This is a genomic window from Halorientalis brevis (genome assembly GCF_023077655.1).
This window is the reverse complement of sequence record NZ_JALLGV010000001.1, coordinates 474734-497883: the sequence shown is the minus strand read 5'-3', so window position 1 is coordinate 497883 and position 23150 is coordinate 474734. Positions and strand designations below refer to the sequence as shown.

The window sequence follows — 23150 nt, the reverse complement described above, 5'->3', positions numbered from 1 at the left end:
CGTTTCAGGCTATTTTTCTTGCAAGGGACCCGTTGCAGAAGGCTTTTGCTTTATGGGTGGGTAGTCGGTCGCTAGTATGCCCGAGGACCTGAACTGGGCCATCGGCGGTGAAGCGGGCGACGGGATCGACTCTACGGGCAAGATTTTCGCACAGGCTCTGTCCCGTGCCGGTCGCCACGTCTTCACGTCGAAGGACTTCGCGTCGCGTATCCGCGGCGGGTACACGGCTTACAAGGTACGAACCTCGGTCGATCGCGTCGAGAGCGTCGTCGACAGGCTGGACGTTCTCATCGCGCTGACCGAGCGGACTATCGACGAGAACATGGACGAACTGCACGACGGGAGCGTCATCATCTACGACGGCGAACGCACGACCATGCGTGACGTCGAGATCCCCGAGGAAATGATCGGGCTCGACGTGCCGCTGAAGTCGCTGGCCGAGGACGCCGGCGGGGCTATCATGCGGAACGTGGTCGCCCTCGGTGCCGCCTGCGAGGTGGCAGACTTCCCCATCGAGAACCTCGACGAAGCCCTGGAAAAACGCTTCAAGGACAAAGGCCAGGCGATCGTCGAGAACAACAAGAAGGCCGCACGCGTCGGTCAGGAGTACGTCCAGGAGGAGTACGACTACGAGTTCGACTACGACCTCGAATGCACTGACAACGACTACATCCTCCTGAACGGGAACGAGGCCCTCGGCATGGGGGCGCTCGCTGCTGGCTGTCGGTTCTACGCTGGCTATCCGATCACGCCCGCGACCTCCATTATGGAGTATCTGACCGGCCGCCTCGACAAGTACGGCGGGAAGGTCGTCCAGGCCGAGGACGAACTCGCGGCCATCAACATGGCACTCGGGGCTGCCCGCGCGGGCGCCCGTGCGATGACGGCGACGTCCGGTGCCGGGATCGACCTGATGACCGAGACGTTCGGCCTGGTCGCACAGAGCGAGACGCCGCTGGTCATCACCGACGTCCAGCGCTCCGGTCCGTCGACCGGGATGCCGACGAAACAGGAACAGGGCGACCTCAACATGGCCCTGTACGGCGGTCACGGCGAGATTCCGCGCTTCGTCGTCGCGCCGACCAGCATCTCGGAGTGTTTCTGGAAGACCATCGAGGCGTTCAACCTCGCCGAGAAGTACCAGACGCCGGTGTTCCTGGTCTCCGACCTCGCGATGTCGGTGACCGAACAGACGTTCCCGCCGGAGACCTTCGACATGGACGAGGTCGAAATCGACCGCGGGAAGGTCGTCGACGAGGACGAGATCAGCGAGTGGCAGAACGACAAGGGGCAGTTCCAGCCCCACCTCGCAAACGACGACGGGATCAGTCCGCGGACGTTCCCGGGCACCGAGGGCGGCGCGCACATGACGACCGGCCTCGAACACGACGCGCTCGGTCGCCGGACCGAGGACAAGCAGGTACGCATCGAGCAAGTCGACAAGCGCCAGCAGAAAGTCGACACTGCCCGCGAGCGAGAGGACTGGGACTACCGCGAGTACGGCAACCCCGACTCGGACAACCTGATCATCTCCTGGGGCTCGAACGAGGGTGCGATGCGCGAAGCGCTCGGCTTCCTCGACGAGAAGGGGATCGACGTCCGCTTCATCTCGGTGCCGTACATCTTCCCGCGCCCCGACCTCTCAGAGGAGATCGAGGCCGCAGACGACGTGATCGTCGTCGAGTGTAACGCCACCGGGCAGTTCGCCGACCTCCTCGAACACGATTCGCTGACCCGACTCAAGCGACTCAACAAGTACAACGGCGTGCGATTCAAGGCCGACGAACTCGCAGCAGAGATCGAGAACAAACTCGCCGAACCCACCGAAGTGGAGGCCGAATAATGAGCTCAGACGTCAGATTCACCGACTTCAAGTCCGACGAGCAACCGACCTGGTGTCCCGGATGCGGTGACTTCGGGACGATGAACGGTATGATGAAAGCCCTCGCGAACACCGGCAACGACCCGGACAACACGTTCGTCGTCGCCGGAATCGGGTGTTCCGGGAAGATCGGAACCTACATGCACAGCTACGCGCTCCACGGCGTCCACGGCCGCGCACTCCCCGTGGGCATCGGCGTGAAGCTGGCCAACCCGAACCTCGAAGTGATGGTCGCCGGCGGTGACGGTGACGGCTACTCCATCGGTGCCGGCCACTTCATCCACGCCGTCCGTCGGAACGTCGACATGACCTACGTCGTCATGAACAACCGCATCTACGGTCTCACCAAGGGCCAGGCCTCGCCGACCAGCCGCGAGGACTTCGAGACCTCGACGACGCCCGACGGTCCCAAGCAGCCTCCGGTCAACCCGCTCGCGCTCGCACTGGCCGGCGGCGGCTCCTTCATCGCGCAGTCGTTCAGTTCTGACTCCCAGCGCCACACCGAGATCGTCAAGGAAGCCATCGAGCACGACGGCTTCGGCTTCGTCAACGTCTACTCGCCGTGTGTCACGTTCAACGACGTCGACACGTACGACTACTTCCGCGACGCCATCGTCGACCTCGAAGACACCGACCACGACCCGACCGACTACGACGACGCCAAGTCGAAGATCCTCGACGCCGACAAGGAGTACCAGGGCGTGCTCTACAAGAGCGAAAACTCCGTCCCCTTCGACGAACGCGAAGGCCTGACCGACTCCATGGCCGACATCCCGGACGGCGCGCCGGACGACGCGATGGACCTCGTGAGAGAGTTCTACTAAAACCCACTTTTTTACTGCGGGGGTGTCCTCGCTCGCTTCGCTCGCTGTGGGCACCCCCGTTGCAAAAACCTGGACTAAAAACTGCTCCAGGCTCACTTCGTTCGCCTGGAGTGAACCGCCTCGCGGCCACGCCGCTCGGCGGATGCTACTGGTCGTCAACTAATCGAGATGGCTGTATTGCAGTCACGCATCCGCGCCGCTTCGCGGCGCGGTTCCCGGAACTCGCGCGGTGCGCGAGTTCCGCTTTTTTAGCGTAGATTTTTTGCAGGAGTGGTGCCCACAGCGTCGCCTTCGGCGGCGCGAGGACACCCGACCGCAAAAAAGGTACTAACGGTACAGTGCGAAGGGGATGGATTGAACATCCAGTTCGGCCGTGGAAAGACCGCGTGTTGCCGGTTACACTACCTTCGCGCGAACGAAAGGGGAAGGATTCGAACCTTCGAGGCCGTAGTGGCCACCCACCCAGAAGGTGGATGCTCTGCCAGGCTGAGCGACCCTTTCGAGCGAACGCGTCTACGTCCACGCCGGCAGCACACGTTGTTATTCGGTCTATACGCGCTCTGGGTCGCGGGTACGAGCCGTATACTGGGCTCCGGGCCACTGTCGTGGACGTGTGCTTTCCGTCGACGATGGAGACACTTACTGGACGGGGCGTCACAGCGATCCCGGCACCGGCGGTCGAACCCTGCGTGCTCCCGGTCTAGCCGCTCCCTACTTCTCTCGGCGAGGTCGTATCCACGGGGAGTGCTTGCGGCGAGATGCGGTCGGCACGGTTTCGGGATGCGACCTGTCGCGTGGCCGACGGTCGTGTCCACTTTCAGTGTGCGGTCCCTAGTGGGTCTCCCTTCGGGGGCAAGTCATGACTCCGACTCACAGCCGGGCACAGGACGACGAGGAACCGAACATCGACTACAGCTGGCAGGCGTTGACGGACGTCGAGAACTACTATCCGAACGCGCGGTTCGCGATCATCTCGCCAGTCGTCGACTGGAGCCCCGAACCAGCGGACGTGCGCGATAGCTGGTACGCCGACTACAACACGCGGATGATTCGCTGGCTCAACACCGGCGAAGTCACCCAGTTGTTCGTCGCGCACGACGCGGATCTCAGCGCGTACGTCCCTGAACTGGGATACGTGATCGATCCGGACAAGGAACGACGACAGCCGCAACTGTTCGAGATGGGACGACAGTTCTCGCCGTTCGGGGACAATCCGCAACTGTACGACGTTCACGTGAACACTGTTCGTCAAGATCTCGAGGATCGGCTCCTTCAACGCGAAGACTGGTGGCGCCAATCCCAGTGACTGATGGTCCGTTCGGCCCCTCGGCCGCGTGGAGGTGATGCCACTAAGACGAGCGAGTTCGTATGGTGTATGTGGTCACTCGCCAATGGTGAACACCAACGACTATCGCGTGCTCGTCCCCGTCGACGTGCTCGGAGGGCAGGACATCTCACGGACCTTGGTCGAAGCGTTCGCGTCGGTGCCGGTCGTCCTGCTCGGGTACCACGAGATCCCCGATCAGACCGCGCCGAGTCAGGCGCGCGCGGAGTTCGGGGAGACAGCCCGATCGGAACTCTCGGATCATCACGCAGTGTTCGAAGCCGCCGGCTGTGACGTGACGTCGAAGCTCGTGTTCACGCACAGGCCTCTCAAGACGTTCGAGCGCAGCGCAGTGCTGTTGGACTGTGACGCCGTGCTGTTGCTCAATCCCGCCCCAGTCCTCGATCGCATTCTCGTCGCGATTCGTGGCGACGTCAACGTGGAGCGCATCGCCCGACTCGTCGGGGCAATCGTGGCCGATACCGAGATCGCGGTCACGTTCTTTCACGTCATCGCCAACGAGGCCCACCGCGAAGACGGCGAGACACTCGTCGAGACGGGGGCGTCGGCACTCGTCGAAGCTGGCGTCGACCCGAATCGCGTCGAAAGCAACGTGGTCGGTAACGGGTCTCCGATCGAGGCGATCCTCGACGTCGCTGGCGAGTACGACCTCTTCGTGGTCGGGGAGAGCCGGCCGTCGATCCGTCGATTCGTCTTCCGCGATCGGGCGAAGAAAATCGCCAGACGAACAGTCGACCCGGTTCTCGTCGTCCGGGGTGACTACCTCGACGCGGCGGACGAGGCGATCGAGCTGCCCGGCGACGAGAAACTGTTATGAAATGGTATATCCGCGTCTAGTTCCAGACTGAGTGCCCATCATAATCTGACTCCACCAGAACGCTTTACTCGGTAACGGGGTCAGATACGCGTACATGAGTGCCGATCCCGTCGCCGAGATTCTCCACGTCTTCCACAAACGCTACGAGATTTTGAAATGTATCTGCGACGGACAGTTGGACAAACGGGAGATCGAGGACAAGATCGACTCGTCACGCCCGACGATCGACCGGGCGTACCGTGAACTCGAAGACCTGGGGATGCTCGCGTCGACGGGGACGTCGTACGAACTGACGAACTTCGGCAAACTCTGCTGTGAGGAGTTCGCGCGGACGGAAGACACCCTCCAGACGGTCACCGGGATGGAGGACATCCTCTCGTATCTGCCGCGAGACGCCGGCTTCGACGTGGGACTGCTCGAAGGCGCAGCGGTTCACTACGCGGAGGAACACGCGCCCCAGGAACCGTTCGTGGAAATCGTCGACGTGGCGGCGAATGCGAGCGAAGTCAAGGGGTATTCGAGTACGATCATGCCCCACTACGTCGACTCGTTTCACTCGCTCGTCGTCGAAGCGGGGGTTCCCACGACGCTCGTGTTTACCGAGGACGTCGTCGAGACGGGCCACTCGAACTACGCCGAGAAGTTCGGCGAGATCGTCGCGGCCGAAAACTCGACCATCTACGCGACCACGGAGGTGTACACCTACGGGACAGTCATCGGCGACGGGACCGTCGCCGTCCCAGTGGGAAACGAACGGGATCGGCTGCACGCGGTCATCGTCAACGACACCGACTCGGCGGTCGAGTGGGCCTCCGAGTTCCTCGAGCGGATCATTGCGTCTGACCAGAGCCGTCGACTGTCAGCGTGATCTCCGACTGTTCGTCGTTCTGAATCGGGACGTCACCCACCGGGATTCCGAGGACGTGCTCGGCGCCCGTGCCGACGTCTTCGGCGACGAGCGCGGCGCCCCGCGCTGACGCATAGGGTTCCAGAACGTGAACGGGTGCGGTGTCGGTACACTGCTCGTAAATCCGGCGGGCGACGTCGATCGGCTGTTCGCGACGAACGAGCCGCCCGCTGAGGAGAACGCCGTCGAGTGACTCACCGCAGATCCCCTCTGCGAACGGGACCAGCGAGTGGATGTTGAACAGCGTCGACCAGTACACCTGTTTGAGGATCTCTGGATCGGTGATCTCGTGTGCGTCAGAGAGCTCGTGGCCCTGGCGCGGCAGGATGCCACACTGCATGAGGATGTCGTCGAATCCCTCTTCTTTCCCGTGCCGGACTGCCTCCAGGTCGGGCCAGCCGTGGACCAGGCCCAGCCAGTGGAAAAACCCCCTCAGTCGGCCATCGGAGACGAGGCCGGACATACAGGAGGAACTGGCACACGCCCAGATGAACGCGTCTCCGTTCTCACTCGTCGCCCGAAACCGCTCCTGTGCGCTCCGGACGGCGGCCACCTTGTCACCGCCACTCCACGTCGAATGGTGTCTGAAGAGCGGATGGAGCGTCTCCAGGCCGTCGTGAACGCCCGGGAGGACGACCGCCGGGATCGACGAGTCCTGCAACTGATCGAAGACCACGGCGCCGGCTCCGGTTTCGTACCCGAGGCCGAGCAAGTCCTTGACTCCCCTATTGGAGACGGATTCGATGTCCGTGATCTCTGAAATGCCGTTGCCGTAGGAGTAGGTGACCGTCGCCAGCGTGACGTTCGAGACGCCGATCCGCTCGTCGATGATCTCGAGGACGCTTTCACACGCTTCGAGTTCACGGCGATCGATCTGAAACGCGGACCGCACTCGTCCCCCCTCTCGACTCGCCACTTTGATTCCGGTCGTCGAATGGTCGATGCCGACATACATATCTCTCAGTTAATTATTCACTGTTGGCACTACCCCGAAGTGTTAATCCGTGATCGGAAATCAGACTCTGATTCGCGACGCCAGTGCTCGGCAGAACGTTCCCGGAGTCCCGTGGCGGTGGGCGGCTAGGACAGTCGCTTTGTCATCTCGACGTGGGCGATTCCTGCTTCCTCGAACTCTTCACTCACTGTGCGGTACCCGAGACGGTGATAGAACGATTCGACGGCGGTCTGGGCGTGGAGAACGAGCGTCGAGAGCCCGCGGCGACGTGCTTCCGCTTCGACGGCCGTCACGAGATCGCGTCCCCAGCCGTTCCCACGGTGTGCCTCGCGAACGGCGACGCGCTCGACTTTTCCCGTTTCGTCGTCGAGTTCTCGAAGTCGGGCTGCACCGATCGCAGTCCCCTCCTCGCTGGCGAGGAAGTGGACGGCGTCGTCGTCTTTGCCGTCGTACTCCAGCGATTCGTCCACGCCCTGTTCCTCGACGAACACGGCGTGGCGCACGCGGAAGGCAGCCGCTCGGTCGGATTCGGTAGCGGCGACGCGGACGTCGCTGGCAGGCATACGACGCCCTACACGCTGTGACACAAAAAGACTCGCCGTGGATCAGGCTTTGTGGATCTGCTCTGCGACTTCGTCGATCCCGTCGTAGGCGTGATCGACGATCCCTTCCATGTTCAGGAAGGCGTGCACCATCGACTCGTGGTTCGAGTATTCGACGTCGACCCCGGCTTCGGCGAGGCGGGTGGCGTAGGCGTGTCCTTCGTCGCGGAGAGGGTCGTAGCCACACGTCATGACGAACGCCGGCGGCGTTTCGGCGAGTTTGTCCTGCCGGGCGTTCATCGGGAAGGCCCACTGGTGGTGGGCGTCGATCTCGTCTTCGATGTACTGGTTTGCGAACCAGAGGAGGTCGTGGGCGGTGATGAAATAGCCCGTGCCGTTCTGTGAGCGAGACAGCATCGGGTCCATGTACGTCGTCGCCGGGTACAGGAGGATCTGTCGCGAGATGTCCGGCATCCCGCGCTCTGCCGCCATCAGTGAGACGACTGCCGACAGGTTCCCGCCGGCGCTGTCGCCACAGACCGACAGTCGGTCGGTGTCCCCGCCCCACTCGTCGGCGTTTCGAGCCGTCCACAGCGCACCCTGGTAGGCGTCTTTCGCCGCGGCCGGCCACGGGTGCTCCGGCGCGAGGCGGTAGTCGATGGAGACGATGACTGCCTCGGCGCGGTCACAGAGCAGCCGACAGAGGTTGTCGTGCGTCTCGACGTCGCCGATGGCGAAGCCGCCGCCGTGGAAAAAGGCGACCGTCGGGAACGGACCGTCGCCCGCCGGCGCGTAGACGCGCGCCGGAATCGGATCCTGCCCCTCTTCGAGCCCCTCCTCGATCTCGACGTTTTCGACGGTGCCGACTTCGACCGGATCGTCCCCGGCCAGGTCGACCATGATCTCGAGCTGTTGGCGCGACTCCTCGGCGGTGTCCTGCGCGAGCGTGATGTCGTAATCGTTGAGCAGATCGAGCATGTTCTCGACGTGCTCGTCGAGTTCCCCCCGTTCCGGCTGGTCGTCGAACATAGCCCACATTGTGCCAGTTACACATATCAATCTTTCACCGTACATCAGAGGGCAATTTTATTGGAAGCCGACTAGCCCAGAGTGGTTTACAATTTGCATCGCGGATACGTTCTTTTTTATGAGATGACCGTATAGGCTCTCGCAATGACTAAGCAGTTCGACATCGTCGTCGTTGGGGGTGGCACAGCGGGATCGTTCGCCGCTGCAACGGCGGCAAAAGCAGGCCTCGACGTCGTCATCCTGGAACGGAAAAGCGAGGAGGACGCCGGCGACATCGCCTGCGGGGACGCGGTCAAGGGGAAGGCGACGTTCCCTGACGTGATCGACCGCGAGTACCTCCGCGAAGAGTCGTTCATCAACCAGAACATCCAGAAAGCCGTCTTCGAGAACCCCAAAACCGGCGAGACGCTGGACATCCCGTTCGAGGAGAACGGGGCTATTCTCGACCGCAAACGCTACGGTGAAGTCCTCCTGGAAGAGGCCGACCGCGTCGGTGCGGAGATCCACTACGACACCGTGGTTCAGGACGTCGTCCAGAACGGCACGGTCGAGGGCGTCACGGCCACCCGAAACGGTTCGACCGTGACCTACGAGGCCGACGTGACGATCGACGCGGCCGGCTCGCTCTCGATCCTGCAGGACAAGGCCGACCTCGAAGACGCGACGTTCGACACGAACGTCCAGTACTCGCAGTTCTGCTCCGCCTACCGCGAGGTCGTCGAAGTCGAAGAGCCGGTTCCCTACGACGACGCTCTCTACTTCAAGCCGACCGAGGAACTGGGCTATCTCTGGTACTTCCCGCGGACCCCGACGGAGATCAACGTCGGGCTCGGCTTCCAGATGAACAAGGAACCGATGCAGCTCGTCGAGTCGCTCAAAGAAGACCTGGAGACCCGACCCGAGTACCAGAACGCCGAAGTCAAGGACAAACTCGGCGCGGCGCTGCCGACCCGGCGGCCCTACGACTCGGCAGTCGCACCGGGGTTCATCGCCGTCGGCGACGCCGCCGCACACGTCAACCCGACGACGGGCGGTGGCATCCCCGGCGCTGCGAAGGCCGGTCACTGGGCGACGAACGTTGCCATCGAGGCGATCGAGGACGGAAACGTCGGCGAGGACGCCCTCTGGGAGTACAACCGCAAGGTGATGACCGACTTCGGGAAGCGCTTCGCCGCGATGGATCTGTACAACATCTGGGGCAGCGCCCAGGACGTGGACGAACTCGTCGACCTCATCAGCGCCATGCCCGGCCAGCAACTGCTCGACGTGATGGGCAAGGAAGGGACCGCCTCGATGAGTCTCGGCCTGAAGCTCAGAACCGCCGTCCGTACCTTCGGCCACTGGGGCACCATCTACGAACTGTACAAGGTTCACGAACTCGCGTCACAGCTCAAGGACGCCTACGATCAGTACCCCAGCAGCCCCGACGAGTTCGCGGCCTGGCGTGACCGCCGCGACGCCATCATGGACGACCTCTATGAGGTCACCGGCGCGGAAGCGAAGTACTGAGCGCCCTCTTTTTGTTCTGCCACTGATAGCTGGATTCGCCGCTTTCCCAACGTCTTTTGTCGTGGCAGCCGTGATTTTTGTTGATTATGTCTTCCCAGCGACTAGATCCCGACAGCGTCCCGCACGCCAGTGGCATGCCGATGCTCGGACTCGGAACCTGGCAGAACGAAGATCCCGAGCAGTGTGCCGATAGCGTCGCGACCGCGCTTGAGATGGGGTATCGTCACATCGACACCGCCCAAGCGTACGAGAACGAGGAGGCCGTCGGCCAGGGGATCGCACAGGCCGACGTGGACAGCGACGACGTGTTCCTCGCGACCAAGGTCTGGATCTCGAACCTCTCGCACGATGACGTGCTCGAAACGACCGAGGAGAGCCTCGAAAAACTGGGCGTGGACTACGTCGACCTCCTGTACGTCCACTGGCCGGCACGCGAGTACGACCCCGCCGACACGATTCCGGCGTTCAATCAGCTGTACGACGAGGGGAAGATCGAGCACTTCGGCGTCTCGAACTTCGAGCCCGAGCACGTCGAACAAGCCCGCGAGCACGCTGACATGCCGATCTTCGCGAACCAGGTCGAGTGCCATCCACTGCTCCCCCAGGAGGACCTGCGCGAGTTCGCCGCGGAGACCGACCTCGAACTGGTCGCGTACTCGCCGCTCGCTCGCGGTCACGTGTTCGAGAACGACACCATCGCGGACGTCGCCGACAAACACGACGTGAGCGCCGCCCAGGTCAGCCTGGCCTGGCTCCGCGAGAAGGGCGTCACGGCCATCCCGAAAGCGACGGGCGAGGACCACATCGCGGACAACTTCGAGAGCCTGGCCCTGGAGTTGGACGACGAAGACGTCGCAGCCATCGACGCCATCGACGAGGTCGACCGGCGAGTCCACCCGGACTTCGCGCCGGACGCCTGGTAACCGACCGGCATATTTTTAGCGAAGTCTCGGCACCCAGAATGGTTATACCACGCGCGTTTGAACCCGTGGCGTATGGCAGCCGGAAGCCGGACCGCGAGTAGCCAACCGGGCGTCATCGACGGTATCCGGTACGATCTGGTGCGGATGCACGAGACCTGGATGGAGCTGTTCTTCCCACGCCAGCGCAGCGAAGGGAGTTCCGTCCTCGGGAAGTGGCAACCGAAGACGGCCCGCGAGAAACTCACTTACAACTCCTGGCGGCTCATCGGCGCCCCCGTCATCGGGTTGCTCTATCCCCTCGTCCTGTTCGGCTATCTCCTGCGGTTCCAGAGTCGACGCATCGATTACACAGCAGCCAAACTCGGCAAAATCGGCGTGTTCGCCCTCTTTCTCCTGTTGTGGGGCGGACTCACGGCAGTGGCACGGGTCCGGTTCACGCCGGCCGGCTTCTTCGCGGTCGGCGCTGCCTCGGGCGTCGCCGTCTTCTCGGCGCTGCTCGCCCTGCTGTTCCGGTCGCTCGGCGGTCGACTGACGACCGTCGTGTTCGCCTATCCGTTCGCGATGACCGCCATCTTCCTCCCACCGGTCGTCGCGGCGCTGTACTCGCCGACCCTGGCGGCGGCGATCTTCCCGCGGAGCCAGACCATCGCCATCTGGATCCTCGACAATCCCCTGTCCTTCCTGGACCTGGGCGAGTATCTGCGCCGGACGTACGACCTCCGCGGGGTCGCCTACGCCGGCATGTGGTTCGGCCTCGCCGTCCCCGTCGGCTGGGTACTCGGCGTCCTCGTGACGCTCGCCGACCTCGTCCGGCCCAAACCCACGAGCACGGACGAGGACGACGACGAGTAATCGCCGCGAACGCAATCCTGATTGCTGTCGGTTCCTCTCGGACGAATATGGAGTTCGACCTGGCCACGACCGGTGCGGTGTTCCTCGGACTGATCGCTATCGGCGTTGGCGGACTGGCCGCGTCTGGCGTGATGGCCACGGAAACCGTCCTGATGATGGTCCTCCCCACGACGCTTGCGTTCGGCCTGATCTGTCTCTTCCTCGGCGTCAAACACGGCGAGTACCGCGTCGCCCGCTGAGCCGTCAGAGGTCGCGCTGTCGACCTTTCGGAATTTGCGAGCGGAGTTCGCCGTGGAGGTACAGGCCGACGCCGAGCGGCTCCGGTTCGCCGACGAAGTCGTGTGTCACGACGAGATACCCCCAGTCGCCGTCCCACTCGATCTCCTGGTCGTGGCCCGCGACGAACGCCTCGGCCTCGACAAGGGAGAGGTGGATGACGTTCTCGGTGGCGTGTGACCCGAAGCGCTGGACGGCGTCGGTCGTGGGTTTCCAGTGTTCCCCGCGAGTTCGGAGCATGCTCATGCCGAGCCCCTCGACGCGTACCGGTGACTCCACCTCGCTCTGGAACGCCCAGATTTTCCCCTTGCCCTTCTCCCAGAACGTGACGTCTTCGAAGACTTCAGGGTCGATGCCGAACCGCTCGTCCCACCAGTCGAGGACTTCTTCGCGGGTGGGTCGTCCCTCGCGCTCGCGCTCGTCAGCCGTGGGCGCGAGGCGGTCGAACTGCTGGCCATCGTGGTCGTCAGTCATCCCGTCACCTCCAGTTTCGCACAGAAGAACCCGCCCGTGTCGTTGTGGTGGGGGTAGATTCGTTTGGCCTCACGGACGCTATCGTCGTAGGTCCGACCCTGCCACTCCGTGATGCCGGGTGCGGACTCCAGATCGAGATCGAACGGGACCATCTCGCAGTCCTCCTCGGCCAGCGCGTGGTCGAGGACGGCCTCGTTCTCCTCGGGTGCGAACGTACAGGTCGAGTAGACAACCGTCCCGCCCTCGCGGGTGGCCTGGATCGCACGGCGGAGGATGCCCTTCTGGATGCCCGCGATCCCCTCGACGTGGTCGAACGACCACTCGTCGAGCGTGTCGGGGTTCTTCCGGATGGTCCCCTCGCAGGAACAGGGCACGTCCACGAGCGCCCGGTCGTACTCCTCGCCGTCCCACGGTTTCAGCGAGTGGTTGCGCGCGTCCTCGCGCGTGATGCCGACGTTGGTGACGCCGAGGCGCTCGGCGTTCGAGCGCAGCGCGGAGATGCGCCCGAGGTTGTTGTCGGTCGCGACCAGAAGTCCGGAATCCTCCATCATGGCCGCGAGTTGTGTGGTCTTGCTTCCCGGGGCGGCGCAGGCGTCCCAGACGCGCTCGCCGGGTTCCGGGTCGAGCACCGTCGCGGGAACGGCCGAGACCTCTTCCTGACCGTGGAGCCAGCCGTGGAAGTACGGCCAGTTGCTCCCCGGCTGCGTGTCGGGCAGTTTCAGCACGCGGGGATTCCACGCGGTGGGTTCGTACGGAATCCCCTCGTCGTCCAGTGCGCGCCGGGCGCGCTCGACGGTCGTTTTGATCGTGTTGACCCGGACGACCGACGGGAGCGGGCGTTCGCACGCCGCGTAGAACGCGTCGACGTCGTCGATCAGCGGTTCGTACCGCTCCAGTACCTCCATTGGGACTGTGTTGTCGCCGCCCGATAGAAACCTCCGTCGATGACTGCCGACCGCTCAGTAGTCCTCGCTCTCCAGCGCTGTCAGATGCTCCTGGATCTCCGGGAACTTCTCGACGTCGACGAAGCCACACTCCGCGCCGCCGTAGAACGATTCGGGAATCTCCGTGTCGGTCAACAACAGCTCGGCGTCCCCGTCGACGTGGTTGACCTTGTCGATCGGGACGAGCCGCATGTCCGACTCGGCTGCGCGAACGCACACGACGAGGTCGTCTCGAAACAGGACCGCGTCGAACTCCTGGGCTTCGTACTCCGCCGTGGTGAACAGCGTGATCGCATCCATGCCTTCTCCCAGTCACTCGGCACGGATAACGTCTGTTGTCATTTCCCCGCGCTCGGGCTACTCCGCGTCGGGCGCTGGTTTCCAGGCCAGCATCAGGTTCCCGCCGATGAGTCCGAGGACGAGACCGACGAGCAGCCCCCCGAACGCGCCGAACAGCGAGAGGATCGACAGCACCATCGCGACGACTCCCAGCTCCGTCGAAAAGTCGTGTTTCACGTGGGCGAGGATGCCACAGGCGACGATCGCACCGCCGAGCATGATCCCGACGGCCGCGTTCCCGCCACCGCCGATCAGATCGAGGAGGTGCTGGAATCGGTACGGGACCACGGCGATGACGATCCCTGCTACCACGACGATGAGGGGGCCGAGAATCGGGCCGCGCGTTGACGCCTCGCTCATACCCGTCGTATCGGCGCCACGCCACAAAAGTTCACTCGCAGTGAACTGTCACTGGGCGCGGCCGTGTCTCACCCACAACACTCGCCCGCGGGCTTATGAGAGGGCGCTCCCTCTGGCCAGACATGGCACACGTCGACCTCCACGCGGACGGAATCGAACTGGAATCACCGGTGCTGGTCGAGGGGCTGCCCGGCGTCGGCCTCGTCGGAAAGATCGCGACCGATCACCTCGTCGACGCCTTCGACATGACCCACTACGCCACCTGTCGCTGCGAGGGGTTGCCCGACGTCGCCGTCTACCGCGAGGACGACGCTGCGGTAAGGGGTCCCGTCCGCATCTACGCCGACGAAGAGCGCGATCTGCTGGCGCTCCAGAGCGACGTTCCGGTCTCGCCGAACGAAGCCTCGGAGTTCGCCGCCTGTCTCAGCGGGTGGCTCGCCGAGATCGACGCGTTCCCCCTCTATCTCAGCGGCCTCCCCGCCGAAAAAGACGGCATGCCGAAGCTTCACGGCGTCGCCACCGGCGACGCTCGCTCGCGCCTCGACGAACACGACATCGACGCGCCCTCCCAAAGCGGCCTCGTCAGCGGCCCCACCGGCGCACTGCTCGCCCACGCCGAACGGATGGATCTCGATGGCGTCGGTCTGGTCATCGAATCGAACGCCCAGTTCCCGGACCCCGAGTCCGCCCGGGTGCTGATCACCGACGCGATCGCTCCCCTCGCCGACGTCGACGTCGACACGCAGAAACTCGTCGACCAGGCCGAGGAGATCGCCGAGGCCCGCCAGCAACTCGCCCAGCAGATGAGCCAGCAGACCGACGAGAGCTCGCAGGCGAAGCCGCTGGGGATGTTCCAATAGTACCTTTTTTAGCGGGGGCATCGCGCTCGCCCCTGGCGAGCGCTCAACCCCCGCCAAAAAATCTACGCTAAAAAAAGCGGAACTCGCGACCCTGCCGCGAGTTCCGTGAACCGCGCGCCGGTGGCGCGCGGATGCTCGATTATCCGCAACTTTCACCCGCCTCGCGGGCCGAGAGGGAGATATGACTGATACTGACGACGCAGTCGAGAAGTTCCTCCGCGAGGCAGACACCGTCTTCGGCGAGTACGACGACGGGTACATGGACGCCGACGCCGCGCTCCGGCGGCTTCGGACCGAAATCGAGAATCTCGAAGAATCGACCGAGTAACCCGACGGGCGGTTCGGTGTCCTCGTTGCCAGCCGGGACAAAGGGGAAAACCCGGGACGTGGATGCGGTCAGTGGGGACTGCCAATGACCGACATCGCACTCATCGACGGGGCACGGACGCCACACGGGGAACTACTGGGCGCACTCGCCGACGATTCCGCGGTCGAACTCGGCGCGACCGCACTGGACGGCCTGCTCGATCGAACTGGCGTCGAACCCGACGCCGTCGACTGGGTCGGCCTCGGCAACGCCATCCAGGCCGGCGTCGGCCAGGTTCCCGCCCGACAGGCCGTCGTCGACTCGGAGCTCCCGCTCGACGCGCCCGCGACGACGATCAACGAGGCCTCTGGTTCTGGGGTGCGGGCGCTGGCGCTCGCTGCCGACCGCATCGACGCCGGCCGCGCCGAGTTCGTCATCGCCGGCGGCATGGAGTCGATGTCGAACGCACCGTTTCTCCTGCCGGACTACCGTGAGGGCCGCCGCCACGGCAACGGTGAGGTCGTCGATTCGATGGTCCACGACGGCCTCTGGGACCTCGATTACGAGGGGCACATGGGCGAGATCACCGAAGAGATGGTCGCACGCGAGGACCTCAGCCGCGAGGAAATCGACGAGTACGCGCTCCAGAGCCACCGGCGCGCTGCCGAGAACATTCAGGAGGGTACCTTCGACGCCGAGACCGTGGCGGTCGAGACGTCCGACGGCCTCGTGGAACGCGACGAGGGGCCGCGACCCGAATCGACGAAGGAATCGATGGGTCGTCTGCCGACGCCGTTCGCAGAGAACGGGACGATCACGCCCGGCAACGCCTCGAAGCTCGCCGACGGCGCCGGCTGCGTGCTGCTCGCCGACGAGCAGGTCGCCCACGAACGGGGATTCGGCGTTATGGCACATCTCGTCGACTACGCCGTGAGCTACCGGCCGCCCGCGGAGTTCAACGAAGCCGTCGGGGACGTCATCGAGAAGCTGCTCGACCGGAACGACCTGTCCGTCGGGGACGTCGATCACTACGAGGTCAACGAGGCGTTCGCCGCCCAGACCGTCTACGTCCGTGACCGCCTGGGGATTCCCGAAGACCGCCTGAATCCAAACGGTGGCGCGGTCGCGTTCGGCCATCCCATCGGGGCGAGCGGCGGAATGCTCGCCACGTCGCTGGCCTACGCCATGGAGCGCGAGGACGCGACCTACGGGCTCGTCGGCATGAGCGTCGGCGGTGGCGGGGCGATCATGGCGCTGTTGGAGCGGTAGCGCACTGGAAAGCTTTAGAGGGTGGCGCTCCGGTGAGTACGGTATGACAGGGTTCTCATCGCGAATCGAGCAGGTGTCGATCTCGGGCATCCGCGAGGTGTTCGAGGCCGCCGGCGAGGACGCCATCAACCTCGGTCTCGGCCAGCCCGACTTCCCGACGCCCGACCACGTCAAGCAGGCCGCGGTCGACGCCATCCAGGCCGGGAAGGCCGACGAGTACACCTCCAACAAAGGGACGCTCGAACTCCGCGAGGCAATCAGTGCGAAGTACGACCGCGATTACGGCCTCGCCGTCGAGCCCGAGCACGTCATCGCCACCGCCGGCGGCAGCGAAGCGCTCCACATCGCGCTCGAAGCCCACGTCGATCAGGGCGACGAGGTCATCTATCCCGACCCGGGCTTCGTCTCCTACGAGGCGCTGACCCACATCGCGGGCGGGGACCCCAAACCGGTTCCGCTCCGGGAGGACCTGACGCTGGACCCCGCGACGGTCGAGGAGGCCATCACGGACGACACGGCCGTCTTCGTCGTCAACAGCCCGTCGAACCCGACCGGTGCGGTCCAGTCGCCCGAGGACATGCGGGAGTTCGCCCGAATCGCGGACGAACACGACGTGCTGTGTCTCTCAGACGAAGTGTACGAACACATCGTCTTCGAGGGCGAACATCGCTCGCCCCTGGAGTTCGCCGAGAGCGACAACGTCGCGGTCGTCGGCGCGTGCTCGAAGACCTACTCGATGACCGGCTGGCGCCTCGGCTGGATCACTAGCAGTAACCCGCGGATCGAGCGGATGTTGCGCGCCCACCAGTACGGCCAGGCCTGCGCCACGGCCGCGTCACAGTACGCCGCCGAAGCAGCGCTGACCGGCCCCCAGGACCCCGTCGAGGAGATGGTCGCGGCGTTCGAAGAGCGACGAGACGTCCTGCTCGACGGCCTCGCCGACATGGGGATCGACTGCCCGACCCCGAAGGGCGCCTTCTACGCGATGCCGAAGGTGCCCGAGGGCTGGGTCGACGAAGTCATCGACCGCGGCGTCGTCGTCGTGCCCGGTGACGCCTTCGGGGAACACGGCGCTGGCTACGCTCGCATCTCCTACGCCACCGACGTCGAGACCCTGAAGGACGCCCTGGAAATCATGGACGAGGCGACGACGGCAGTTCGATAACCTCGCTGTTAACTCGTCGATCTGTCCTGTCACGTGCCGCTGAACGATTTTTTTCAGCGCGTGCGCCGACCGTGTAAGTATGGCGATTGCTCGTCACGGGTCGGGGGCCAGTGCCGGACTCAGGGCGCTCGGTTCGCAGATCCACCCGGTGTTCATGCTGCCGCCGCTCGCGTCGTCGCTGTTCGGCGCGATCCTCGCCGGTGACGTGTCTGTCGCTCTGGCCGCCCTCCACCTGGCCGCCGTGTTCAGCGGTCTCTACACGGCCCACGTCAAGGACGGCTACGTCGACTTCTACCACCGCGGTGAGGACGACGACCATCCGCTCACGGCGACTGGGTGCCGCGTCGCACTCGCGGCCGCGACGATCGCTTTCACCATCGCACTCGGCGCGATCTTTCTGCTGGTCGGCCCGCTTGCAGCACTTTTGACGCTCCCGGGGTGGATCATCGGGTACTTCCACGCGCCGCAACTCGACATGCATCCCGTGACTGCGACCGCTGGCTACCCGTCTGGAATCGCGCTCGCGCTGGTCGGTGGCTACTACGTGCAGGCCGAGGCCGTCGCGCCGGTTCCGCTGGCCTTCGCCGCCGTCTTCCTGCTCGTTCTCTCCGGAATCAAGGTCGTCGACGACGCACAGGACTACGAGTACGATCGATCGATCGGGAAACGGACCGTCGCGGTCGAACTGGGGCGGGCACGCGCCCGCCTGACCGCCTACGGACTGATGGCCGTGGGCCTGCTGACCGTCCTCGCACTCGCTGCTGCGACCGTCTTCCCCCCGAGCGCGGCTCTCGCGCCGATCGTGTTCGCTGGTGTCGCGACGTTGACTCACCGAGCCGACGCAGAACTATCAACGATGCTATTGATTCGCGGCTCGTATCTCTTCCTCGCCGTCCTCGTCGCCGCAGTCTGGTTCCAGCCGCTCCGCTGACCGGCGACCGCACAGCGCCTGTCATCGTTTCGAACAACCGGCCACCCGTCACCGCTCTCGCACGGGAAATGTAACAATTAGGACGTGAACTTCAGTCGAACGAGACGGTGAGGAACGTGCAGGCGACTGTTTCTTCCTGCCATTGGCTAGATGTAACAATCAAGATTGCTATAAATGGACAGGTATACCCGGCACCACCCTCTCCCGGGAGAGTACCGATAACACGTCCACGGGAAGGAACCACATGCCAACGTTCCAAACAGTCGTTTCGCGGTCACTGAAAACAACCGACGCGACGTTCGAATCGCTCGTCGTCGCTGACGACGCGATGTCGTTGAGCTATCGCGTGTCAGACACGGACGACCCGGACGCCATTACGGAGCAGGTGGCAGCGGTTGCGGCAGCCTATCTGCTCGCCGTTCGCGATGGCTCCGGCCGCACAGAACTCACGGTCGAACTGTACGAAGAGGACGCGTCGGTTCCAGTCGCCTCCTACTGCATCGACGCCGATTGGGCACGTGCCTGCGTCCTCGGGGACGTCGACCGAGAGGACTACTTCCAGCGCGTGCTCGACACGCTCGCGACGCGGCAGCAGCGGATGGCCGGCAAAGTCGAATTCGCCGAGGCCTGACTCGCTGGGTGAGAGACGCTGGTCCCTGCTGGCGTGCCCCGTCGTCGCTGATCGCGTCCGTAGCCGGTCACTGTCGAATGAGGTCCGGCGGTTCGTGGTCCGCACCGAGTCGCATCTCGGTGTACCCGACGTAGCGCTGGACGAGCGCGGACGCGCCGACGATGGCGACGAAGAGTCCCGTAATACCGATCTCGCCGACCGCCGCGAACGGCGGGAGACCGACGAAGGCGGCGACTACTAACAGCCCACAGACGATCGTCAGGCCGAGATAGTAGAGACTCCAGGGGATGTCGCCCCGACCGACCACGTCGAGATACACGTCGAGATTCGCGGCGGCGGGTGCGAGCGAGACCGTCTGCTGATCGCGATCGTACTCGACGACTCCCCGATCGTCCATCATCGGGAGGTGACTCTGTCTGAGTGCCGTTCTGACGCTGTTGTGCTTGCGTTGACTGATGTTGTTGACTGGTTCACCACTTTCCCAGGCTGCGACTCTGTCGGTTAGTTCTTCGAGATACACGTCTCGACCGGCGTGGCGTTTCAGATGATGGAAGACGTATCGTCGCCGCTGGTTTCCGAGAACCTCGAACACGTCGTCAGCTCTCAACACCGACCGCTCCTCACCGTCGACCACTGTTGGCTCCTGACTTGCCGAGTGCACGATTTCTGTGTACCCCCGACCTACTGGGAATGGTTGCCAGTTCTGGCCTTTGTTATGCGGCTCCCCCACACGATTGCAGTGAGGATGAAATCGACTACGAATCGTATAGGTGTCGGCTGATAATGCAATACCTGTAACTAATGGATGCTCCGTCCACGTACTGTCAATTTAACGAGCCGCGGCGGACGTCCGTCCAGCGCCGAACTCATCGACGCCGATCCCAATCTTGTCGGCCGTCGTGCATACTGCTTCGCAGGAGCGCTCCGTGCACGGCTCCGACAGCGACGCGTTTCCCGTGCCGATCACTTCGCCGAGCTCACGATCTTCACCACGTCGCCCTCGTCGAGTTCGGTGTCGTCGGCGATCTTCCGGCCGTCTTTCGCATCGACGGCGTGCAGGTAGCCGTCGCCGATGTCGGAGTGGACGGCGTACGCCAGGTCCGTCGGCGTCGACCCCTGGGGTAGGAGGAAGGCGTCGGGTAACACGTTTCCCTTGGCGTCGGTCCACTTGCTCTCGTTCTGGACCGGGTAGGCGGTGAAGTGGTCGAGCAGGTCGTAGACGGCGGTGTTCAGCGCCTCCTGGATCCCCGTGCCGCTCCCCTCGTCCATCACGTCGCGGATGCGTTCGAGACCCTGCTCCTGTTCGCCGCTTATGTCGCCGACGATGTCGAAGTCCGGATCGCCCGGATCGTAATCGATGATGCCGGCCTCGGCACCCTTGCGCAGGGCGAGTTCGCCGTCGGCCGTCGCGGGGACGACGTACTCGGCGGCCTCTTCGAGGCGCTCGACGTTCCCCTCGGGAGCGATGTCCGCCTTGTTTGCGACGACGACGATCGGTTTGGTCCGTTCGCGGATGTCCCGGGCCAGTTCCTCGCGATGGTCGTCGGTCCACTCGCGGGGGTCTGCGGGGTAATCGAGGTCACGCAGCGTCCGTGCGATGTCCAGCTCCGTCGCGCCGATGCCGGTCAGCATCTCGGCGAGCGCCTCGTCGATGTCGAAGTCCGGCGAGCGGGACTGGCGCTCGACCGACTCCCAGTTGCGGTCGACGATGCTGGCCAGCCAGAGGTCCATCTCTTCCTCGATGAAGTCCACGTCTTCCACGGGGTCGTGTTCGCCCACTTCGACGGGTTCGCCCTCCTCGTTGGTCCCGCCGGAGGCGTCGACCACGTTGAGGATCACGTCGGCGTTCGAGAGCTCGTCGAGGAACTGGTTGCCGAGGCCGCGTCCCTCGTGGGCACCGGGAACGAGTCCGGCGACGTCCAGCAGTTCGATGGGGACGTAGCGCTTGCCGTCGTGGCAGTGCTCGTCGCCGCAGCGTTCGTCCCGTTCGAGACAGGGGCACTCGGTGCGGACGTGGCTGACGCCGCGGTTGGCGTCGATGGTGGTGAAGGGGTAGTTCCCCACGTCGACCTCGGCCATGGTGGCGGCCTTGTAGAACGTAGACTTGCCGGCGTTCGGCTTCCCGGCAAGTGCGACCGAAAGCATGCCCGGAGGTACCCGGGAGAAAAGGAAGGGGCTTTCGGTCTTCGCGACGCGAGCGGCCGGCGTCCTCGCGCTACCGAGGGCTCGTCGAACCCCGCTCCATGGGGTCTCTGTGGCCGTTCTCGCGATAGCTGTCGGGGTCAGTCCCGTCTGCAGTCACACGCTCAGTCCCTTTCGCGACGGTGTCCTGCTCCGACGCTGCTGCGGTCGGCTGCTCGTCTGTCGTCGTCTCCTCGTCGTCCGACTGGGCTGCGTCTGGCGACTCCTCGTCGTTCGACTCCTCGGCGTCCGTCGTCTCGTCTCGTTCCTCCGGCTCGTCGGCAACGTCCTCGTCGGCGTCGTGCTCGTCAGTCTCGACACTCTCGTCGACGTCGCTCTCCTCAGTGTCTGCGGTCTCGCGTTCCGACTCGTCGTCCGTGCTGCTGGTCGCATCGTCCGGCTGGTCGTCGTCACGGACCAGGGTCATCTCGCCGCGCGCTCGAATCGACCCGTCGACGACGGCGTCCTCGTGGAGTACCACGTCCGTTGCGGAGATGTCGCCCCAGACGTGAACGTCCGGGCCGACGCCAACAGTCCCGTTCCGGGTGGTCACGTCGCCGTGAATTTCGGTCCCATGTCCGATTTCGATGTCCTCGCGGGCCCGGAGACTGCCGAAGACGTTGTTGTCGGCTCCCACGGTGAGCTCTTGGGCTCGAATGTTGCCGTGGAGCCGGCAATCGTCTCCGATCGTCGCCGGTGTCGAAACCCGCCAGGCGTCGTCGCTCACGCTGGCGTTCCGTGGAACCAGAATCGGGTCGTGGTCCCGCTCGTCGTCGACTAAGTCGGACATGAGGTCTTCGGCGGCTTCCTCCTCACCGATGCGCAGGAGCTGCGAGAGATACACGAAGAGGAAGACGATGGTCGGCATCGGGTTTCGGATAACGATCCACCCGTTGGCCTCGAACCCCTCCTCGATGTCGACGTCGTCGCCGATGTCGAGGTCGCCCGAGACCATCAACTGGCCGTCGACGTGCACTCGCTCGCCGATGTACGCGTTCCGTCCGGCGAGCACGTTACCGTCGACGTCACTCCACATGTCCAGCCGGCAGTCGCCCTCGGCTTCGATGTCGCCACCGAAGCGAACGCGTTCACCGGCAATGACGTGGTGCCCACGGACGCCGAATCCGACGGTACTCTGTCCGCCGACGATCACGTCCCCGTCCGTCACGAGGTCGTGCTCCTCGACGGTCGTCCCGTCCGGAATTGACAGTTCGTCTAACGGGTCCGAGCGCAGCGGCACACCCGTATGTGCACAGTCGGCCGTATTAAACCTCCTGCCGCCGTCTGACGAATGTCTGACGCATATACGATTTCTGCCATGTCACACATATGCGACTGTCGGTCGTCCCGGCGTGCACGCCATCGTGCGTATCGCGCAGTTTTTTACCTGGGTGGGGCGTACCCTGGTGCATGACGGTCCTTTCTTTCGACGAGCAGGGGGTCGACGTCGTCTACCAGGGTACAGAGTTCCGTCTCGAAAAGGCGCTCATTGAGGACGCGATCGGGAAGTCCTATCCCGACGTGACGGATCACGAGGTCCTGAAGATCGTCGAAGAAGACCCCGCACTGTCCGGTGAGCCACGGCGGATCGCCGAGATTCTGGACTGATCGTTCCATGTCAACTGCCCGGAAGTCGATACTACTAACTGCCGGCGTACGTATCACACAGGTATGACTACGCTTTCCGAGAAGTTCGATCACCCGTCCTGGTTCACTGCCGGTGGGACTGTCCTGGGCTACCTGGCTATTCTCGCCGTGATGACCGTGCTGCTGTTCGTCGTCCCGTTCGTGCTGTTTTCCTTCCTGTAGGTCGGAGCAGATTTCGCTG

At 64.1% G+C, this 23150-nt stretch carries 27 protein-coding genes and 1 tRNA gene; 17 read left to right on the top strand and 11 right to left on the bottom strand.

The window, feature by feature from the left end:
- The first annotated feature begins 76 nt into the window (after positions 1–76).
- Entirely contained in the window at positions 77–1843 is a 1767-nt protein-coding gene (locus MU553_RS02625) for a 2-oxoacid:acceptor oxidoreductase subunit alpha (protein ID WP_247374964.1), read from the top strand.
- Positions 1843–2706, top strand: coding sequence for a 2-oxoacid:ferredoxin oxidoreductase subunit beta (locus MU553_RS02620; protein ID WP_247374960.1), 864 nt, complete (start codon positions 1843–1845; stop codon positions 2704–2706). Before MU553_RS02625 ends, MU553_RS02620 begins: the two co-directional genes overlap by 1 nt.
- Before the next feature lie 416 nt (positions 2707–3122).
- On the opposite strand, the gene MU553_RS02615 is transcribed toward MU553_RS02620, so the two are convergent.
- Positions 3123–3207, bottom strand: a tRNA-Arg gene (locus MU553_RS02615).
- Between the two features lie 358 nt (positions 3208–3565).
- Between MU553_RS02615 and MU553_RS02610 the strand changes: the two genes are divergently transcribed.
- The 3 genes from MU553_RS02610 to MU553_RS02600 all read left to right on the top strand — a co-directional run bounded on the left by MU553_RS02610 (position 3566) and on the right by MU553_RS02600 (position 5736).
- On the top strand, positions 3566–4012 hold the full coding sequence (locus tag MU553_RS02610; protein ID WP_247374957.1) for a hypothetical protein: 447 nt from the start codon (positions 3566–3568) through the stop codon (positions 4010–4012).
- A gap of 85 nt (positions 4013–4097) precedes the next feature.
- A complete protein-coding gene (locus MU553_RS02605) occupies positions 4098–4868 on the top strand; it encodes a universal stress protein (RefSeq protein WP_247374954.1) in 771 nt (256 codons plus the stop codon).
- Positions 4869–4962: 94 nt separating this feature from the next.
- Entirely contained in the window at positions 4963–5736 is a 774-nt protein-coding gene (locus MU553_RS02600) for a helix-turn-helix transcriptional regulator (protein ID WP_247374951.1), read from the top strand.
- On the opposite strand, the gene MU553_RS02595 is transcribed toward MU553_RS02600, so the two are convergent.
- From MU553_RS02595 to MU553_RS02585, 3 genes are all read right to left on the bottom strand, one after another.
- The gene (locus MU553_RS02595) at positions 5699–6667 is read right to left on the bottom strand and encodes a hypothetical protein (protein ID WP_247374949.1); all 969 of its coding nucleotides are present in this window, start codon (positions 6665–6667) and stop codon (positions 5699–5701) included. The two genes, MU553_RS02600 and MU553_RS02595, sit on opposite strands and share 38 nt — an antisense overlap.
- Positions 6668–6855: 188 nt before the next feature.
- Complete coding sequence (locus tag MU553_RS02590; protein WP_247374945.1) at positions 6856–7293, bottom strand: GNAT family N-acetyltransferase; 438 nt, start codon at positions 7291–7293, stop codon at positions 6856–6858.
- Between the two features lie 42 nt (positions 7294–7335).
- Complete coding sequence (locus MU553_RS02585; RefSeq protein WP_247374942.1) at positions 7336–8301, bottom strand: alpha/beta hydrolase; 966 nt, start codon at positions 8299–8301, stop codon at positions 7336–7338.
- Positions 8302–8445: 144 nt separating this feature from the next.
- On the opposite strand from MU553_RS02585, the gene MU553_RS02580 reads away from it, so the two are divergent.
- The 4 genes from MU553_RS02580 to MU553_RS02565 all read left to right on the top strand — a co-directional run bounded on the left by MU553_RS02580 (position 8446) and on the right by MU553_RS02565 (position 11824).
- Positions 8446–9810, top strand: coding sequence for a geranylgeranyl reductase family protein (locus MU553_RS02580; RefSeq protein WP_247374940.1), 1365 nt, complete (start codon positions 8446–8448; stop codon positions 9808–9810).
- A gap of 86 nt (positions 9811–9896) precedes the next feature.
- Entirely contained in the window at positions 9897–10733 is an 837-nt protein-coding gene (locus MU553_RS02575; protein ID WP_345893347.1) for an aldo/keto reductase, read from the top strand.
- Positions 10734–10805: 72 nt separating this feature from the next.
- Positions 10806–11585, top strand: coding sequence for a hypothetical protein (locus MU553_RS02570; protein WP_247374918.1), 780 nt, complete (start codon positions 10806–10808; stop codon positions 11583–11585).
- Between the two features lie 47 nt (positions 11586–11632).
- The gene (locus tag MU553_RS02565; protein WP_247374916.1) at positions 11633–11824 is read left to right on the top strand and encodes a DUF7333 family protein; all 192 of its coding nucleotides are present in this window, start codon (positions 11633–11635) and stop codon (positions 11822–11824) included.
- 4 nt (positions 11825–11828) lie between these two features.
- On the opposite strand, the gene MU553_RS02560 is transcribed toward MU553_RS02565, so the two are convergent.
- From MU553_RS02560 to MU553_RS02545, 4 genes are read right to left on the bottom strand one after another with little or no spacing between them, the layout of a single operon-like run.
- Positions 11829–12335 carry a DUF7122 family protein gene (locus MU553_RS02560; protein WP_247374912.1) on the bottom strand — a complete coding sequence of 169 codons (507 nt, stop codon included), beginning with the start codon at positions 12333–12335 and terminating at the stop codon, positions 11829–11831.
- A complete protein-coding gene (locus MU553_RS02555; protein WP_247374909.1) occupies positions 12332–13240 on the bottom strand; it encodes an RsmB/NOP family class I SAM-dependent RNA methyltransferase in 909 nt (302 codons plus the stop codon). The genes MU553_RS02560 and MU553_RS02555 overlap by 4 nt, the downstream gene beginning before the upstream one ends.
- Positions 13241–13294: 54 nt before the next feature.
- The gene (locus MU553_RS02550; protein WP_247374906.1) at positions 13295–13579 is read right to left on the bottom strand and encodes a hypothetical protein; all 285 of its coding nucleotides are present in this window, start codon (positions 13577–13579) and stop codon (positions 13295–13297) included.
- A gap of 57 nt (positions 13580–13636) precedes the next feature.
- Entirely contained in the window at positions 13637–13978 is a 342-nt protein-coding gene (locus tag MU553_RS02545; protein WP_247374903.1) for a DUF6114 domain-containing protein, read from the bottom strand.
- Between the two features lie 122 nt (positions 13979–14100).
- Between MU553_RS02545 and MU553_RS02540 the strand changes: the two genes are divergently transcribed.
- The 6 genes from MU553_RS02540 to MU553_RS02515 all read left to right on the top strand — a co-directional run bounded on the left by MU553_RS02540 (position 14101) and on the right by MU553_RS02515 (position 19141).
- Positions 14101–14838, top strand: coding sequence for a proteasome assembly chaperone family protein (locus tag MU553_RS02540; RefSeq protein WP_247374881.1), 738 nt, complete (start codon positions 14101–14103; stop codon positions 14836–14838).
- 181 nt (positions 14839–15019) lie between these two features.
- Positions 15020–15166, top strand: a complete 147-nt coding sequence (locus tag MU553_RS02535) for a hypothetical protein (protein ID WP_247374863.1) — start codon at positions 15020–15022, stop codon at positions 15164–15166.
- Positions 15167–15250: 84 nt separating this feature from the next.
- Positions 15251–16414, top strand: a complete 1164-nt coding sequence (locus tag MU553_RS02530) for a thiolase family protein (protein ID WP_247374861.1) — start codon at positions 15251–15253, stop codon at positions 16412–16414.
- Between the two features lie 43 nt (positions 16415–16457).
- Entirely contained in the window at positions 16458–17579 is a 1122-nt protein-coding gene (locus tag MU553_RS02525; protein WP_247374858.1) for a pyridoxal phosphate-dependent aminotransferase, read from the top strand.
- Positions 17580–17658: 79 nt separating this feature from the next.
- Complete coding sequence (locus tag MU553_RS02520; RefSeq protein ID WP_247374855.1) at positions 17659–18510, top strand: UbiA family prenyltransferase; 852 nt, start codon at positions 17659–17661, stop codon at positions 18508–18510.
- A 244-nt stretch (positions 18511–18754) separates the two neighbouring features.
- Positions 18755–19141: a DUF8159 domain-containing protein gene (locus tag MU553_RS02515; protein WP_247374853.1), complete on the top strand. Its 387-nt coding sequence runs from the start codon at positions 18755–18757 to the stop codon at positions 19139–19141.
- Between the two features lie 67 nt (positions 19142–19208).
- On the opposite strand, the gene MU553_RS02510 is transcribed toward MU553_RS02515, so the two are convergent.
- From MU553_RS02510 to MU553_RS02500, 3 genes are all read right to left on the bottom strand, one after another.
- Positions 19209–19775: a DUF7344 domain-containing protein gene (locus tag MU553_RS02510; protein WP_247374850.1), complete on the bottom strand. Its 567-nt coding sequence runs from the start codon at positions 19773–19775 to the stop codon at positions 19209–19211.
- A 329-nt stretch (positions 19776–20104) separates the two neighbouring features.
- Complete coding sequence (locus MU553_RS02505; protein ID WP_247374848.1) at positions 20105–21286, bottom strand: redox-regulated ATPase YchF; 1182 nt, start codon at positions 21284–21286, stop codon at positions 20105–20107.
- A gap of 70 nt (positions 21287–21356) precedes the next feature.
- Entirely contained in the window at positions 21357–22562 is a 1206-nt protein-coding gene (locus MU553_RS02500) for a polymer-forming cytoskeletal protein (RefSeq protein ID WP_247374845.1), read from the bottom strand.
- 170 nt (positions 22563–22732) lie between these two features.
- On the opposite strand from MU553_RS02500, the gene MU553_RS02495 reads away from it, so the two are divergent.
- Entirely contained in the window at positions 22733–22930 is a 198-nt protein-coding gene (locus MU553_RS02495) for a DUF5800 family protein (RefSeq protein ID WP_247374824.1), read from the top strand.
- Between the two features lie 63 nt (positions 22931–22993).
- Entirely contained in the window at positions 22994–23131 is a 138-nt protein-coding gene (locus tag MU553_RS02490) for a hypothetical protein (protein WP_247374822.1), read from the top strand.
- Positions 23132–23150: the final 19 nt, after the last annotated feature.

Bases quoted from the DNA above. Each gene is read 5' to 3' on its own strand.
- MU553_RS02550 (WP_247374906.1), bottom strand. From the start codon at position 13,579: ATGGATGCGATCACGCTGTTCACCACGGCGGAGTACGAAGCCCAGGAG.
- MU553_RS02490 (WP_247374822.1), top strand. From the start codon at position 22,994: ATGACTACGCTTTCCGAGAAGTTCGATCACCCGTCCTGGTTCACTGCC.
- MU553_RS02505 (WP_247374848.1), bottom strand. From the start codon at position 21,286: ATGCTTTCGGTCGCACTTGCCGGGAAGCCGAACGCCGGCAAGTCTACG.
- MU553_RS02525 (WP_247374858.1), top strand. From the start codon at position 16,458: ATGACAGGGTTCTCATCGCGAATCGAGCAGGTGTCGATCTCGGGCATC.
- MU553_RS02600 (WP_247374951.1), top strand. From the start codon at position 4,963: ATGAGTGCCGATCCCGTCGCCGAGATTCTCCACGTCTTCCACAAACGC.
- MU553_RS02545 (WP_247374903.1), bottom strand. From the start codon at position 13,978: ATGAGCGAGGCGTCAACGCGCGGCCCGATTCTCGGCCCCCTCATCGTC.
- MU553_RS02585 (WP_247374942.1), bottom strand. From the start codon at position 8,301: ATGTTCGACGACCAGCCGGAACGGGGGGAACTCGACGAGCACGTCGAG.
- MU553_RS02515 (WP_247374853.1), top strand. From the start codon at position 18,755: ATGCCAACGTTCCAAACAGTCGTTTCGCGGTCACTGAAAACAACCGAC.
- MU553_RS02520 (WP_247374855.1), top strand. From the start codon at position 17,659: ATGGCGATTGCTCGTCACGGGTCGGGGGCCAGTGCCGGACTCAGGGCG.
- MU553_RS02575 (WP_345893347.1), top strand. From the start codon at position 9,897: ATGTCTTCCCAGCGACTAGATCCCGACAGCGTCCCGCACGCCAGTGGC.
- MU553_RS02530 (WP_247374861.1), top strand. From the start codon at position 15,251: ATGACCGACATCGCACTCATCGACGGGGCACGGACGCCACACGGGGAA.
- MU553_RS02570 (WP_247374918.1), top strand. From the start codon at position 10,806: ATGGCAGCCGGAAGCCGGACCGCGAGTAGCCAACCGGGCGTCATCGAC.
- MU553_RS02620 (WP_247374960.1), top strand. From the start codon at position 1,843: ATGAGCTCAGACGTCAGATTCACCGACTTCAAGTCCGACGAGCAACCG.
- MU553_RS02610 (WP_247374957.1), top strand. From the start codon at position 3,566: ATGACTCCGACTCACAGCCGGGCACAGGACGACGAGGAACCGAACATC.
- MU553_RS02565 (WP_247374916.1), top strand. From the start codon at position 11,633: ATGGAGTTCGACCTGGCCACGACCGGTGCGGTGTTCCTCGGACTGATC.
- MU553_RS02625 (WP_247374964.1), top strand. From the start codon at position 77: ATGCCCGAGGACCTGAACTGGGCCATCGGCGGTGAAGCGGGCGACGGG.
- MU553_RS02605 (WP_247374954.1), top strand. From the start codon at position 4,098: ATGGTGAACACCAACGACTATCGCGTGCTCGTCCCCGTCGACGTGCTC.
- MU553_RS02495 (WP_247374824.1), top strand. From the start codon at position 22,733: ATGACGGTCCTTTCTTTCGACGAGCAGGGGGTCGACGTCGTCTACCAG.
- MU553_RS02535 (WP_247374863.1), top strand. From the start codon at position 15,020: ATGACTGATACTGACGACGCAGTCGAGAAGTTCCTCCGCGAGGCAGAC.
- MU553_RS02560 (WP_247374912.1), bottom strand. From the start codon at position 12,335: ATGACTGACGACCACGATGGCCAGCAGTTCGACCGCCTCGCGCCCACG.
- MU553_RS02540 (WP_247374881.1), top strand. From the start codon at position 14,101: ATGGCACACGTCGACCTCCACGCGGACGGAATCGAACTGGAATCACCG.
- MU553_RS02580 (WP_247374940.1), top strand. From the start codon at position 8,446: ATGACTAAGCAGTTCGACATCGTCGTCGTTGGGGGTGGCACAGCGGGA.
- MU553_RS02590 (WP_247374945.1), bottom strand. From the start codon at position 7,293: ATGCCTGCCAGCGACGTCCGCGTCGCCGCTACCGAATCCGACCGAGCG.
- MU553_RS02555 (WP_247374909.1), bottom strand. From the start codon at position 13,240: ATGGAGGTACTGGAGCGGTACGAACCGCTGATCGACGACGTCGACGCG.